14 protein-coding genes are annotated in these 14,872 nt (G+C 54.9%); 4 read left to right on the top strand and 10 right to left on the bottom strand.

All coding sequences use genetic code 11. The annotated features are described in order from the left end of the window. The first annotated feature begins 38 nt into the window (after nucleotides 1-38). Nucleotides 39-1,799 carry a right-handed parallel beta-helix repeat-containing protein gene (locus VM163_10725; protein ID HUT04351.1) on the top strand — a complete coding sequence of 587 codons (1,761 nt, stop codon included), beginning with the start codon at nucleotides 39-41 and terminating at the stop codon, nucleotides 1,797-1,799. A gap of 330 nt (nucleotides 1,800-2,129) precedes the next feature. On the opposite strand, the gene VM163_10720 is transcribed toward VM163_10725, so the two are convergent. The 3 genes from VM163_10720 to VM163_10710 all read right to left on the bottom strand — a co-directional run bounded on the left by VM163_10720 (nucleotide 2,130) and on the right by VM163_10710 (nucleotide 5,238). Continuing rightward, a complete protein-coding gene (locus VM163_10720) occupies nucleotides 2,130-2,816 on the bottom strand; it encodes a helix-turn-helix domain-containing protein (protein ID HUT04350.1) in 687 nt (228 codons plus the stop codon). A 455-nt stretch (nucleotides 2,817-3,271) separates the two neighbouring features. Beyond that, the gene (groL, locus tag VM163_10715) at nucleotides 3,272-4,891 is read right to left on the bottom strand and encodes a chaperonin GroEL (GenBank protein HUT04349.1); all 1,620 of its coding nucleotides are present in this window, start codon (nucleotides 4,889-4,891) and stop codon (nucleotides 3,272-3,274) included. Between the two features lie 56 nt (nucleotides 4,892-4,947). Continuing rightward, a complete protein-coding gene (locus VM163_10710) occupies nucleotides 4,948-5,238 on the bottom strand; it encodes a co-chaperone GroES (protein ID HUT04348.1) in 291 nt (96 codons plus the stop codon). Nucleotides 5,239-6,025: 787 nt separating this feature from the next. On the opposite strand from VM163_10710, the gene VM163_10705 reads away from it, so the two are divergent. Then, complete coding sequence (locus VM163_10705; protein ID HUT04347.1) at nucleotides 6,026-6,823, top strand: hypothetical protein; 798 nt, start codon at nucleotides 6,026-6,028, stop codon at nucleotides 6,821-6,823. On the opposite strand, the gene VM163_10700 is transcribed toward VM163_10705, so the two are convergent. The 7 genes from VM163_10700 to folK all read right to left on the bottom strand — a co-directional run bounded on the left by VM163_10700 (nucleotide 6,792) and on the right by folK (nucleotide 12,029). Next, the gene (locus tag VM163_10700) at nucleotides 6,792-7,526 is read right to left on the bottom strand and encodes a pyridoxine 5'-phosphate synthase (GenBank protein HUT04346.1); all 735 of its coding nucleotides are present in this window, start codon (nucleotides 7,524-7,526) and stop codon (nucleotides 6,792-6,794) included. The genes VM163_10705 and VM163_10700 overlap by 32 nt on opposite strands. 1 nt (nucleotide 7,527) lies before the next feature. Continuing rightward, entirely contained in the window at nucleotides 7,528-8,553 is a 1,026-nt protein-coding gene (locus tag VM163_10695; protein ID HUT04345.1) for a CdaR family protein, read from the bottom strand. 33 nt (nucleotides 8,554-8,586) lie between these two features. Then, on the bottom strand, nucleotides 8,587-8,940 hold the full coding sequence (panD, locus tag VM163_10690) for an aspartate 1-decarboxylase (GenBank protein HUT04344.1): 354 nt from the start codon (nucleotides 8,938-8,940) through the stop codon (nucleotides 8,587-8,589). Nucleotides 8,941-8,980: 40 nt separating this feature from the next. Continuing rightward, nucleotides 8,981-9,847 carry a pantoate--beta-alanine ligase gene (gene panC / locus VM163_10685; GenBank protein HUT04343.1) on the bottom strand — a complete coding sequence of 289 codons (867 nt, stop codon included), beginning with the start codon at nucleotides 9,845-9,847 and terminating at the stop codon, nucleotides 8,981-8,983. A 3-nt stretch (nucleotides 9,848-9,850) separates the two neighbouring features. Further along, entirely contained in the window at nucleotides 9,851-10,720 is an 870-nt protein-coding gene (gene panB, locus VM163_10680; protein HUT04342.1) for a 3-methyl-2-oxobutanoate hydroxymethyltransferase, read from the bottom strand. Nucleotides 10,721-10,830: 110 nt separating this feature from the next. Then, nucleotides 10,831-11,478 (bottom strand): deoxynucleoside kinase, encoded by a 648-nt coding sequence (locus tag VM163_10675; protein HUT04341.1) that lies wholly within the window; start codon nucleotides 11,476-11,478, stop codon nucleotides 10,831-10,833. Next, entirely contained in the window at nucleotides 11,475-12,029 is a 555-nt protein-coding gene (gene folK / locus VM163_10670; protein HUT04340.1) for a 2-amino-4-hydroxy-6-hydroxymethyldihydropteridine diphosphokinase, read from the bottom strand. The genes VM163_10675 and folK overlap by 4 nt, the downstream gene beginning before the upstream one ends. Nucleotides 12,030-12,541: 512 nt before the next feature. Here folK and VM163_10665 point away from each other — a divergent pair. Continuing rightward, complete coding sequence (locus tag VM163_10665; GenBank protein ID HUT04339.1) at nucleotides 12,542-13,279, top strand: FliA/WhiG family RNA polymerase sigma factor; 738 nt, start codon at nucleotides 12,542-12,544, stop codon at nucleotides 13,277-13,279. 141 nt (nucleotides 13,280-13,420) lie between these two features. Further along, nucleotides 13,421-14,872 (top strand): hypothetical protein (locus tag VM163_10660; protein ID HUT04338.1); only part of this gene is annotated, 1,452 nt, incomplete at its 3' end.

Below are 14,872 nucleotides of genomic sequence, written 5' to 3'. Positions count from 1 at the left end.
CAAAGCTGACAACATTATGAGCAGCAGGAGACAATGAAGTGATTAGAAGAGAGATACTAACGACTTTTCTATCCGTCCTGTTGATGCTTATCGCGATCGGCTACGTCAGCGCGGCAAACTACTACGTCTCTGTGGGGGGTGCTGGTGCGAACGATGGCTCCAGTTGGGGCAACGCGTTCGCCGAGATACAGGCCGCGGTTGGCGCTTGTGTCAGCGGAGCGGACACGATACACATTGCCAACGGGACGTACAAGGCCGTGTCCAACGGGGGTGAACAGTCGTATCCGATAAACATCGACAGCAAGACGGGCATCACCATGCTGGGCTACGGTCAGAGTAGCCATGGTCCTTGGCTTCAGGGCGACGGCCAGAGCCGGATCACCGTCATCAAACACTGCTCGGACATCACGATCAAGAACTTCAAGGTCTCTGACGGGTCTGCGACCGGCAACGGTGGCGGCATCAGGGTGGTTGGGACCGACGGTGATGAGAACGTTGACATCGTGATGTTTGACTTGGAAATCACCAATAACACAAGCTACGCCAAAGGTGGTGGCATGGCTTGGGAGTACAGCTGCGGCGTTATCTCAAACTGTTGTATCTGGGACAACAGAGCTCCGGGGAACGCCGCGGGGGCGGGCGGCGGCGGCGGCGGCATCTTCCTGATGTGGCCAGCTGCATCTAACACCTATGAGGGCTATTACGTTCGAGACTGCTGCATTTTCTGGAACGAGGCCCAGGCTCAGGGCGGCGGCATTTTGGTCTCCGGCGATCACAACAGCAGCGAGGTCCAGAACAACCTGATACGCCAGAATTGCGTGGGAACAGAGGGCGCAGGCGCGGGCATCGAGAGCAACTGCGCGCGGGTTTACGCCAAGAACAACACAGTTGTTGACAACTATCATTGTGACGACAATATGCCGACGTATGGCAAGGATGCCGCTGGCGGCCCGCCTACTCTGGATGTTTATGGCATTAAGGGCTGCGACACGGAGGGCTACTGGTTGAGGATGATCCACAACATCGTCTATTTCAACGGTCCGCCGGGATTCGACGACGTAAACATCCACAGTAACATCGAGGTTATGTACTCAGATGTTCAGATGACAGGGACCAATTCGCCCTATCCGGGCACAGGGAACATTGACCAGCGCCCGGAGTTTGAGGGCGACCAGGATGAGGAGAGGCCGTGTAACTCCACGTTCTACTTCCTCTCCGAGAACAGCCCTTGCCTCGATGCAGGGATTCCAGCCTACACTGACGAGTGGGGCCAGGGACATTGCGAGTTCGTCAACACCACGACCGGCCAGGGCAAGGACACGAGGTATAGCGTTCACTTGAGCACTGTGGAGGACAAGGATTTCTGGTGCAACGACGGAAACAACCATGACGACCATTACAGGATCGATCTAGGCTACCACTACGATTGGTATGGAATGAACTACATCGAGCTATCCTCGTTCACGGTTGAGGCCGGCTTCAACAAAGCTCTCGTGCGCTGGGAGACAGCAACCGAGATCGACAACGCCGGTTTCTTAGTATATCGTTGCGATGGCGAGGCTACCGGGTGTAGCAAGGTAAGCGAGTTCATTCCTGCAACAGCGTTTGCCGCCGCGGGCGCAGACTATTCGTTCATGGACACAAATGTGAGGCAGGGCGCAACGTACTACTACTATCTAGTCGACATCGACACGAGCGGTAACTGGACTGCGCATGGCCCTCTCATGGCCCAAACTCCTGTCAGGCTAGCTAAGCCCCTAGAACCTGAGATGATGCACGAACTGGTCGTGATGAAGTAGTAATCTGAGAAAACCAACGCTTTCTTGCCAGGCACACCTGGGTGAGGATCGATCTAGCCTCGCACGAGTTTGCCTCGTAGGCTTTAGACTATACGGAAAGGGCCGGCCTTCTGAAGGGTTGGCCTTTTCTCTTTCTTGCGGCATGCAGGAAGGAGACGTTTTGCGCGGGGTCAAGAGACGACATTGCAAAGGGAGATAGGGCTTCGCACGACACATGGCAGTACACACCACCTTACACAGCAGCTGCGCCCGCCACTGCTTGAGAGCACAGCGGCGGGCACAAAAGACCTATCTTAAGAACAAGCTGAAGGCATCGTTACAGTTTGAGCCTCATTCAAATTTGCCGATAGCCGCCCCCAACGTAAGCGCTTTCTCCTGACACAGCGTCGAATACTCTTTGATCTTGTTCTTGTTCAGTCGGTCCTTAGGCACTAGGATCGCCAGAACACCTGTGACACCCTTTTTGTTGTCAGAGACGATCGAGCTGATGCATTGTATCCTTTCGTCCTCGTGAGAGGTCGTGAAGTCGCTCGCCGGCATCGCCTCCCGAATCACTGCATCAACGTTATCAAGCTTGATCCCGAAGAAATCCTCCGAGATGCACTTGCCGAGATACGACTGAAGCCGCATAGGGTCTGGCGTCTCCCGCTCGGAAATGACCAACAGGCCGGGACACTCAGGACAAGTAACAGCGAATACCACTGTCTCCTGTGTGGCCGCCGCGATCTCGTCCATGGCTGGCTCAATCCTGGCATTATCAAAGGTTCTGCGCAACACAGCAGAGCCAAGGGACAATAACTTGGGACCCACTCTGTACGCACCCCTGGGCTTCTGGATAACAAACTTGTGCGTCTTCATAACCTGAAGGACGTGATGAGCAGTCGATTTGCTCACATCAAGCCTGTCAGCGATTTTGCTGACCGTCATCTCTTTCTCACTCCAACACAGCACCTCTAGAACCTTGAGGCAGTGAGAGACCATAGGCAGCAAGAGAGTTTGCTCGCTTACTCGCGCCATTTCGCTACTCCTGTTGTTAATTAATACCTGACACCTTCCCTAACCTGCACGTAGGTGTCACATCACTTTACATGTCAGCATATATGACATACCAAACATAACTCTTGATTACAACTATATATTTTCGCTATCCACTTCAACATTGTCAAGAGGCAATCTTTAGACATACCATTTTGAACATATAAAATGCTTTTAGGCTCCCTGTTGTGTATTTATGATGCCTTCATTGCGACTCACATATACGTGCACAAAACATCATAATATAGGCGTGAAAGCCCAGTTTACACTCCAAGAACAATACCCCATGCCCCCGGTCTGCCAGGCTCCCCTTGTCACAAAACCTTCGTTCCACTTGCAGCGGAAGTGCCGGCAGAGAATGCCTCCAAAGTGAAAGGGCGCGGCATCAAGGCCGCGCCCTTCTGAAACTGCGATATTTTCGGCTTTCCGATGGGTCTTTAATACATCCCGCCGCCTGGCGGCATCTGGGGCATTGAGGACTCCTTCTCTAGGATGTCGGTTACCATCGCCTCGGTCGTGATCATCAGTCCAGCAACGCTTGCGGCGTTCTGAAGCGCTACTCTAGAGACCTTCGTGGGGTCGATAATGCCCGCCTTCATCATGTCAACGTATTCAAGCTTCTCGGCGTCAAAACCGACGTTGCCCTTCTCTTTCTTGACATGCTCCACAACGATTGAGCCTTCTTGCCCCGAGTTCTCGGCGATGTGCTTAAGCGGTTCTACGAGCACTTTCTTGACTATCTCAACCCCGATCTTCTCGTCGCCATCTACCTTCAGCTTATCAAGCACTGGAATCGTGCGAAGATAGGCGACTCCGCCGCCAGGGACGATGCCCTCCTCAACCGCCGCTCGTGTTGCGTTCAACGCATCCTCAACACGGGCCTTGCGCTCCTTCATCTCGCTCTCGGTAGCCGCACCGATCTTGAGAACAGCAACGCCGCCAACCAACTTGGCGAGGCGCTCCTGCAACTTCTCTTTGTCGTAATCCGAGGTCGATGTCTCGATCTGATTCTTAATCTGCTTAACTCGACCCTGAATGTCCTCAGATTTGCCCGCACCTTTCACGATCGTAGTGTTGTCCTTGTCAATAACGATCTTCTTGGCAGTCCCAAGGTCAGCAAGCGTGATCTTCTCCAGCTTCAAGCCGAGGTCCTCGGTGATCGCCTTGCCACCTGTCAAAACGGCAATGTCCCCAAGCATGGCCTTCCTACGCTCGCCAAACCCAGGCGCCTTGACCGCCGCCACCGATAGCGTCCCGCGCAGCTTGTTGACAACCAGTGTCGCAAGCGCCTCGCCCTCGATGTCCTCAGCGACCACCAGAAGAGGTTTGCCCATCCTCGCGATCTGCTCGAGAATGGGGAGAAGGTCCTTCATGTTGTTGATTTTCTTCTCATGGATCAGAATGTAGGGGTCCTCTAAAACGCACTCCATCCGCTCCGCATCCGTCACAAAATAGGGCGAAAGATAGCCACGGTCGAACTGCATCCCCTCGACGAGGTCAAGCGTGGTCTCCATCGCCTTTGCCTCCTCAACCGTGATGACGCCGTCCTTGCCAACCTTCTCCATCGCATCCGCTATCAGTTCGCCTATCTTTCTGTCGTTATTCGCAGAGATCGTGGCAACCTGCGTGATCTGCTCCCTCGTCTCGGTCGGAATGCTCATCTTCTTCAATTCGCCCACGACCGCCTCAACGGCGCTGTCGATGCCACGTTTCAAACCCATCGGGTTCGCGCCAGCGACGACGTTCCTGATACCCTCACGAAACAGAACCTCCGCCAGAACAGTCGCCGTAGTTGTCCCGTCCCCAGCAACGTCCGAAGTCTTGCTCGCAACCTCGTGAACCATCTGGGCGCCCATGTTCTCAAACGGGTCCTCTAGCTCGATCTCTTTAGCGACTGTAACGCCATCTTTTGTTACAGTCGGTGACCCAAACTTCTTGTCCAAAACAACGTTCCGTCCCCTCGGTCCCAACGTTATCTTAACGGCCTTGGCCAGCTGAGCAACGCCCCTTTGCATAGCGTTTCTCGCTTCCTCAGCAAACTTAAGCTGCTTCGCCATATTGGTCTCCTTTCAATGTGGAGTTGTGAGTTGTCTGCAAGTTATCATGAGGAATCCTATTTGAAGGTACCAAGAACATCGTCTTCCTTCATCATCACATACTCCTCATCATCTATCTTCACGTCGGTCCCGGAGTACTTGCCGAATAAGACTCTCTCGCCAACCTTGTACTTCACCGGAATCACTTTGCCCTGAAAATCGCTCATGCGCCCGGGGCCGACCGCGACAATCTTGCCCTGGACAGGCTTCTCCTTCGCGGTATCGGGAATGATGATCCCGCCCTTCTTGACCTCGGTTTCCTCCGTTCTCTTGACTAGCACTCTGTCCTGAGAGGGCTCAAACTTCATAAACGAACCTCCTGTTGAAGTTGTTAGTATTTGGTATTAGCACTCATTCTCAACAAGTGCTATTACTCGCCATCCACAATTCATCCAATATCAAAAACGCTACTTTATGCCCCCTGCCCCAGACCAACGCTTGCATTCAACCTAACAACGCATCAGCCAAGACAGTTCCCACACTCTAGACTATACCTCCTATTGAACAGAATGCAACATGAACCTCGCATCAGCATCGCAGCTTGCGGGGACCGATTCTTCAGCTCGAGGACACGCCACGTCAATCTGTGAAATCTGCGTAATCTGCGGACACGAAGACCAGTCACCGCAGTCCAAAAGGCCGCCCCTGGCTTGGCTCAATCTGATTATTCGGCAGACCCCCAATAATCAGATTGAAGAGGGGAATGTTGCGGCCGCGTCGGGGACGGGGCGCATGGGATGCTGCCCGAAAGGGCACACCACAGGTAGCCGCAGGCGTCAGCCTGACGGTAAAAGAGAGCTCCTATGCCTCGATGATAACCCTCCCGTTGCATTGCATGCACGGCTACCCACGGTATCCCCTGTCGGGGATTGCAGCCTCACTCCTTCATTTACACCCGCCAGGTGAAGGAGGCAGCAGTTCGGACTCCAACATGAACTCATCTATCTACGTGTCAGGCAACTTCAAGAGACAACTTCGCCGACGGTCAATCTGATTTTGGGAAGACCTATTGAGCTTTTCTCGCTAAAAATAGTCTGGTAGAGTCACAACAGCATAAAACTGCGTGGCGGGAGACTCGTTTCCAGGAGGAGGGTGATGGCCAGACTCAGGAAGATACCGTATATGTTGCTTTATGACGGCAACGAGGCGCCAGAGACCGCTCAAAGGGCCGCTGCGTCGCTTTATGAGTCCGGCGCTGTTATGCTGAGCATGGAGGAACTGACTGACCTTTTTCTGGGAGACAGGGGAGAGCTGCCGATCGAGCTTACGGTAATCGAGGCGCAGCTCCAGGAGGCCACGTTCGAGGACATAGGGTTTAGCGGACGATTGCGACGTGTCGTCAACGAATATGACAAGCGCACGGATGGTGGTGCGTTCGTCAGCCCAAAAAAGGATTACCGGCGCTCGGTAATGGACCAGGGCATCACCGGGATGTTGGCCTTCGGCGGGATTTGGTTTCTCGAGCTGTTGTTCTTTCTTTCGCCCTTTGAGCTTCTTAGGACGCTTTTCTTCCCTGGAAGCACTGCTGTCAAGCTGCTGTTTCTCTCGCTACTGCTCGGTGCGGGTCTTGCCGCTATTGAGGGTTACTTCACGGGCATCTTCATGGGCATCTTCGGTCTGGAATGGCTGATAGGGATACTCTTAGGCATCATTCTGGGGGGCATCAGGGCAACTTGCCTCGGCCAACCAATGCCGGCGGCGATGTTTCAATGCGTTGTGGCATCAACAGTCATAGGTGCCGATATCACAATCAAGAAGGACGACATCGATTGCGTGCCCCCGGAATGGCGCGCGGCCATCAAGGGCAAATTCCCCGAGGTCGTGACGATAACCTTGATCGCGCACCTGCTCGTCTATGGGATCAACTGGGTGTGGAGCGAGCTCCTTTTATGAGCGCCAGCATCTCTCTGATGGCTCTGTCAAGGCCCACGAGCACCGCTCGAGCTATGATGCTGTGCCCTATGTTTAGCTCCTGAATATCGCCGATCCCGGCGACGGGCACAACGTTGTAGTAAGTTAGGCCGTGGCCGGCATATACATCCAGGCCGATATTGTCAGCGTACGCGCACGCCTCGGCGACTATCTCCAGTTCATGGGCTTGCTGTGGCAAGCCACGAGCGTTAGCGTAACTTCCTGTGTGTATCTCAACCGCGTCAGCGCCGATCTTTTTGGATGCATCGATCTGTTTCTTGACAGGGTCTATGAACAGACTCGTCTCGATTCCAGCGTCCTTGGCAGCCTCTACCGCCCTTCTGACCGAGCCTTGATCAGTGTCCACGTCGAGACCACCCTCCGTCGTGATCTCCTGGCGACCCTCCGGCACCAACGTTATCTGGTCGGGAATGACCTCGCAAGCGGTCTTAGTCATCTCCTCAGTCGCGGCCATCTCTAGATTGAGCTTTATCTGACAGACCTCTCGAATCAGATGCAGGTCGCGATCGTTGATGTGCCGCCTATCCTCACGTAAGTGGATCGTGATCCCGTGCGCCCCCGCCAAATGAACAATGGTAGCTGCGAAAACGGGGTCTGGCTCAAACGTGCGCCTCGCCTGTCTCATGGTCGCAACATGGTCGATGTTGACGCAAAGCTCCGCCATATCACTCTCCTCCTACACAGTCGTCTCTAATGATGATAGTTACCTTGTCTGGGTCCCTGCTCTTGACTGATATTCCCTCCGGGAAATCGAACCGTGGAGTCCGCAGATAGCGCCCTTTTCCCAGGTCCATTACATCAACTATGCCAACTAGCTGCTCCTCCTGCACGTTCGCAAGTGCCGACACAGGGCCTCTCAGGTCAACGTTGATCCGCGGCGGGACTATCGAGACCGGCCGTTCCGGCGGGACCTGCTGGATCGGGACCGAGAGGAATTTCCTGATTGTGGTCCTCTCCTGAACATCGATTCTAACCAAAACGCTTTTGGTATCGACGAAGTTCACGAGCGGATGTATGGGGATCAGGTAGGCCCGTCCAGCAAATGGCTCGGTCACGCCACTCACATTTATCGCCTCGGTCCTGAGGGAGTCCACGTGGGATAGCACGGATTCTGGCCCCTCCAGGAGGACGGACTTGGGCTCCGAAGTCTTGCTCACGATCGTGAAATCGGGCGCTGGCGTCCCCTTGATGTCGAGATCGATGGGAACCCTCACCGTCGCTTTCCTGCCGACCTTGAGCCGAATGGATGACGGCATCACCGAGGTCACCAACGTCCCCGCAGGAACCTTAATCTGTTCCGGAAATATCCGAACCGTGAGCTCCTTGGGCGAGGAAACATCCGCCAAACTATACGATGCACTTATCTGGTCAGCCGTCAGCAAACTGATCACGCGAGACGTTCCGCGGATTGTTACGTCGATCTTTTCCACCGACTGCTCAAGAATCAGGAGATTAGGCCTCAGTCCCTCGAACTTCAAGGCAACCGGCATCCTTATGTTCTCCTTGTAGCCTGACGCCGCCATAATCCAGAGGAATATCGCTATTAGTCCGGCGAACAACTTGAGTGGCCAATCAGCAAACAGGTGCAATTGCCCTAGCCTGATTCTACTCCACCAGGCCAGCGAAGAGCGAGAGCTCTCATTGCTATCCTTACCTTGCGGGGCGCTATCCATTGCAGCTACCAAAACCATCCCGTCTCATAATACAAATACGCCGTAACTAACTCACTGGCCGGTCGGCGTGTTGTCATCGTCCATTCTCAATATGCGCGGTTTGAAGGTGCGAACCTCCGATTCGTCAATCATTCTATAAGTAACTATAATAATCTTATCGCCCGGCTCACACAACCGGGCCGCCGCACCTTTGACGCAAACTACCTTACTTCCTCGCTTGCCAGCGATCATATACGTCGAAAACCGCACCCCATTCATGACGTTGTACACATCAACCTTCTCTCCAGGAACTATGTCAACCTTGTCCAGAAGGTCCTGGTCCACCTCTAAGCTGCCCTCGTATTCAAGCTCGCAGCTTGTTACGCTGGCCCTATGAATCTTACCGCCGAGAACAATCCTTAGCATCTTTTGAAAACCTCATTAAAAAAACAATTAACTCCCACCATCAAGCCTCAAATGAACCTGCGCCGGGGTCCAGAATGATGTTATCGATCAGCCTAGTGCCCCCAATACGCGCCGCCAAGGCCAGCAGCGTCCTACTCTCCACCCGCGACAGCTCCGCCAGACTCTCAGCATCCCTAGCCTCCAAATACTCCACATCTATCTGAGGTTCACCATCGAGAATAACGCGCGCCGCAGCAACAATCCGCCGCACATCCCGCTCTCCAGCCTCGAACAGACGCCCAGCCTTACTAAGCGACTCGAACAACCTCGAGGCGCAAGCGCGCTGCCCCGAGGAGATGTATTCGTTGCGCGATGATAGCGCAACCCCATCCGGCTCGCGCACCGTCCGCATCACCCTTACTTTAACATCAAGATCAAGGTCGCGAACCAGACGGCTCAGAATGATCGCCTGCTGAGCGTCCTTGCGACCGAGATAGAGAGCATCCGGCCTGACGATATTCAAAAGCTTCGCAACCACAGTCGTAACGCCTCTGAAGTGGCCAGGCCTAGAGGCGCCACACAGCACATCGCCGAGGGCCTTGACCTCCACGAAAGTTGTGAACCCAGAAGGATACATGTCCTCGACCGATGGTGCGAAGACGAGGCTGGCCCCAGCGCCCTCTGCGATGCGGAGGTCGCGCTTCAGGTCTCTCGGATAGCGGCCAAGGTCCTCGTCAGGCCCGAACTGTGTCGGATTGACGAAAATGCTGACGACTGTGTAGCTAAACTCTGACGACGATGCCTCGATCAGGCTCGTGTGCCCCTTGTGCAGCGCACCCATCGTCGGCACAAAGCCGACCGTCTTGCCATCAGCTCTTGCCCGGGCTATGAGGTTCCCAGCTTCGCGCTTGCTTCCTGCAAACTTCATCTCTCACACCTTCTCAGCATCCTGTTGACGGGCAAAAAAAGCCCGACGCTCATCAGCTTTCAGGTGAAATGAGTGCCCATCCGTGGGAAATACCCCCGAGCGGACCTCCCGCACGTAACTTGTGACCGCCTCATTCAGCACGCCAAATCCGTCCACGTATTCCCTAACGTGCTTTGGCCTCTTCTCGCCAGGCCCATTGAGACCGCATAGATCATGAAATACGAGAACCTGGCCATCACAATCAGGCCCGGCGCCTATCCCGATCACAGGCACGCTCACTTCGCCTGTTATGACGGCGGCCACCTCCCTCGGCACAACCTCGATTACAATGCAGAACACGCCGGCACGAGCAAGCGACTTGGCCTCGTCCACCAACCTGCTCGCATCGTCCGCGGCCGACCCCTGGACTTTGAACTCACCAAGCTGATGAATCGATTGCGGCGTCAGACCGATATGTCCCATGACCGATATGCCGGCCTCGCACAGCGCCCGAACCGTGTCGCACCTGGGCCCCGCGCCCTCTATCTTGACGGCTGAGGCGCCGCCCTGCTTGATAAGGACCCCGGCGTTTCTGATCGTCTCCTCCGCGGAGACGTTGAAGCTCATGAATGGCATGTCCGAGACCAGCAGTGCCCGGCTCAGGCCTCTCGCAACCGCCTTCGTATGATGCAACATCTCATCCAGTGTAACAGGCATTGTGCCATCGTAGCCGAGCACCACGTTGCCAACAGAATCACCCACCAGCACCACGTCCGCACCTGCTGCATCCGCGACGCGCGCCGTTGGATAGTCGTAGGCAGTAACCATCGCGATCTTTTGACCCGCCCGCTTCATGGATAGCAGCGCCGGGATAGTTACGCTATTCTCAGCCAACTTCCTTCCTCCGTTGCACAGCTTGCACCCCTGAGCAAGAAAAATGGACCCGAGGCAGAGCCTCGTTCAACAGGAAGGGAAAACCTGCGCCTCGCGCATCCGTCTCGGTCCTATCTGCTCGTGGATCCAAGCGGTCTATAGTATCTCGTACCCTCCCCCATTCGGTCGATCTCGCCGACCAGGTCCATCAAGTCCTCTGGCTGATTGACGAAGTCGATGTCGGACGTGTTGACGACGAGAAGCGGCGTCTCGACGTAATGGAAGAAAAAACAGTTATATGCCCGATTGACTTGGTCCACGTATTCCTCCGTGATCGGTCTCTCATACTCGAGTCCCCGCGTCCGAATCCTGTTCATCAGGACGTCTGTCGTGGCTTGAATGAAGACCACCAGGCTCGGCTTCACCAAGCGGGCATCTAAAAACCCATAGATTCTGTTGTACAATGCTAGCTCGTTCTCATCGAGGTTCAAGTTCGCAAATATCCTGTCCTTGCCAAAGATGTAGTCGGTGAATGTTACCGTCCCAAATATCTCCTGCTGGCTTAGATGCAACAGCTGCTGATACCTGTTGAAGAGAAAAAACAGCTGAGTCTGGAACGCATAACGCTCCTTGTCCCTGTAAAAGTCCGACAGGAACGGGTTCTTGCCCGGCTGCTCCAGCACCGCCTTGCCCTTATAGTGGCTGGCCAGAATCCTAGCAAGGCTTGTCGTCCCTACCCCTATCGGGCCCTCAACTGCGAAATATCTCGTATCCTTCATTGAACAGCTACCCGAACAGACTGGCCAGAGAAGCTCTCGCGATTCATGCCACTACTCAGACGCCGCAGAAGCTCCCGGCACCTTAGCCCAAGAACCGGGTGCACAACGTCAGGTTCCAACTCGCAAAGAGGCGCAAGCACGAAACGCCTCACGTGCATCAAAGCGTGAGGGATTACGAGGTCAGGCGCAAGCACGAGCTCGTTACCATAAAGGAGAATGTCGAGGTCGATGAGCCTCGGCCCCCACCGCTGACGCGAAGGAGCTCTGCCCATCCTCTTCTCTATCCCCTGAAGAGCCTTGAGCAGCGAACGAGGCGAGAGCGATGTCCTGACCTCGGCCACAGCGTTGATGAAGTCCGGCTGGTCCGACCGACCGACCGGCTCGCACTCGTAAAACGACGATACGCCTAGAACGCTAAGACCGGAGACAGAATCAACCAAATCAAGGGCCGTTCGTATGTTACTCTGGCGGTCGCCCAGGTTCGAGCCAAGCCCTACGAATGCCAGAACTTCGGCCTTGGGGGGCGGCGACCCCCGTTGAGCCCTCTTCACTCGCGAAACCTCCACTGCCATCGTCTGCCTTCGCTCCGTGCAACACCGCGCACCACTTCTAACTCATCGTGCAATCGACCGCATCGGCAAGCTCATCGCACCAGCGAGGACAAGCCGACGCGACCACTCACCGAAACTGCTGGAGGCAACATACAATCAGCGACTCGGCAAGTCAACATCCTGACCAAGACCCCAAAAACTGCCAGGCTGAGTAACAAAACAGACCGTCTCTCGGCGCTGAGGCCGGCGTTTTTTCGTCAGCCTCGGGACTGCAAATCAGAGACACATAAGGCATGGAGAAAAAAGAGTCTTTCCTATTATGTGCATTCGTAGTTAAGCAAGATAAACAAATGGTCTTCTAGTATCAGGCAAGGCTAGCTCGCAGATTCTCTCCCACGACTTGCTATCTCGCCCGTCAATCTGTTGAAGTTAGGCAACGTATTCAGTAGATTCGTTTGAGGATTGCGGACCAGTGTAAGAGCTAGGCTTTCAGCTTGGAGAAGAGTGATACGGTGGAGCTAGTTGATTTTTCCGATCCTGATGTTCGGGAGCGGCAGATAATTGAGATGGTCCCCTACGTCAAGTATATCGTGCAGCGCATAGCGTTCAGACTGCCGCCGCACATTGAGACTGACGACCTTGTCAATGCGGGCATACTCGGCCTTATAGATGCGATGAACAAGTTCAACCCAGACCGCGAGGTGCGCTTCAAGACCTATGCTGAGAGCCGTATCCGCGGCTCCATTCTCGACGAGCTCCGTTCACAGGATTGGATACCGATCTCGGTGCGGCGAGAATCGCGCCAGATCGAGAACGCGATACTTCGGGTCTCGCAGGACAGAAACAGGATGGCCACCAACGAGGAGGTCGCCGACGCAATGAACCTCTCGCTCGCGCAGTTCGAGCACCTACTGTCGAAGGTCTCAAGCGTTACGCTGCTAAGCCTCGACTCGTTTCTGGCCAGCGAGGATGACAAGTGGAGTCAGGACAGGCTGTTTCTGGACGCCTCGTCACAAGTTCCCACACCCGACACCAAATACCTGACCGAGGAAGCAAAATCCTTCTTGGCGAAGGAGATAGATAAACTGTCGCGAAAAGAGAGGCTGGTCCTCGCCCTTTACTATTACGAGGACCTGACGATGAAGGAGATCGCGACAATACTTGACATAACAGAAGGTAGGGTCTCCCAGCTCCACGCCGGGGCTATCCTGAAGCTCCGCTCCAGGTTGAGATCGTTCTTTGGGAAATAACGCTCGAGCGGACCCGGTCGAAGTGTCCCCCCCAACACGTCCCGGACAGAATATGAGAGCTAAACGATCCAACACAAGCGATCGAAAAGACTGATGAAACCTGCGAGTGATTAGCACAATTCTCAATGGATAAAACATTCGTTGGCTGACCAAGAGAGCAGCTCCAGCGGGAGCGTAGAGCAATACTTGAAGTGGTTTAACGCTGAGCGTCTCGACCAGCGGTTGCTTGGACTGGCGAGGGAGCTGGATTACAATCTATACGCGCTCACCGGGCCATCCGAGCTTGATGAGCAGAGACAAAGCGATCACGTGAACGGTCTGATCAGGGCCGTGGTAACTCATTGTGAGCTGCTGGCCCGCTCGATAGGCCCCGCTGGCGGCAACGGCGGTGCTAACACCGATCGGTGCGAGGTCAGGCTGCTTGTCGCGTCAAGGGAGGATGAGGAACGCCTCAGGGAGTTGCTCTCACAGTTTAATGCTAGGATTGTGTCAAGAATCCCTTACGAAGCAGTTTGTGACGCCAAAGAGGCCCCGGGATTGACCGCACCCACGGACGCTCCCCCAGGGGGAGTCAAGCGGGCTTCCAGCGAATCGCCGGACACGCATTTGATGAGAGAGCGGGCCGAGAGAGCCTCTCGCGGCACGCTCAATTTTGCCTACCGATTCAAGGAGAACTCGCTTAGAACCATCGACCGGGCCTTGAGCGGCCTTGCGCGGTTCATGGCCGACCGCGACAACCGCCAAGCCTTGCAGGGCGTTTTGAGGTCAATCCAGAAGCTAAAAGGCTTGGGGATCATGTTCGGCTTGCAGGGCGTTGCCAAGCTCGCCTACACCATTGAGTGGTCGCTCGAGAGTGCATTGAAGAGCGATGAGACTCTCGATGACGCATCTCTCGAGGCGCTCCAGAGCAGCATCGGTCTGCTTCCGCGACTCGTGATCAAGTCCGACAGAGGCGAGGCGAGCGTCAAGGAGATCGAGACACACATTGAGCAGTTAAGGGCATTGTTCGTGCTGTTCGCTTCAGGTCAACTTAGGCTGGATGCTCCTGAGCAGAACGCGCTTGAGGCGGAGCTTAACCTTGACCCAGCGTTCCTCGAGTCAGCTTCTCCGTTTGAAAGAAGGCTCCTTCTTGACGCTGTTGAGCGGGGTAAAGAGTGCTACATCGTCTCCATCCGGCCATCAGAAGGGATACTCAAAACAGGGCTCGAGCCTCTGGACCTATACGGAATGCTGGAGGTCGCAGGCGATGTGCTGCTGAACCTGCCCATCCTTGAGGAAGTGCCTGACATAACGGAATACGACGTCAACAAGTATTACTTCCGCTTCAAGTTCCTCATCGCCTCGGATTACAATTCCAAAGAGCTTGAGGGCATACTCGCGACGTTCTACGAGATCGGCGAGATAGAGTTTGAGTTATGCAACCGACTCGAGGTGACCCGTGGTCCGACTTCTGCCGACGACTCGTGGACAGAGGAAATCAAGAGCCGACCCGGTCTGATGGTCCCAGTGCCCTCAGGACACGAGGTCTCTGACGCTGCGATTGCAGACCTGTCTGGACGGGTGGAGCAGATCGCACAGTTCGCCCAGAGCATT

It is taken from the genome of bacterium, from assembly GCA_035527515.1.
Lineage (GTDB): Bacteria > B130-G9 > B130-G9 > B130-G9 > B130-G9 > B130-G9.
Note: the sequence above shows the minus strand (reverse complement) of the source record. Positions and strands in the feature narration are given on the sequence as shown.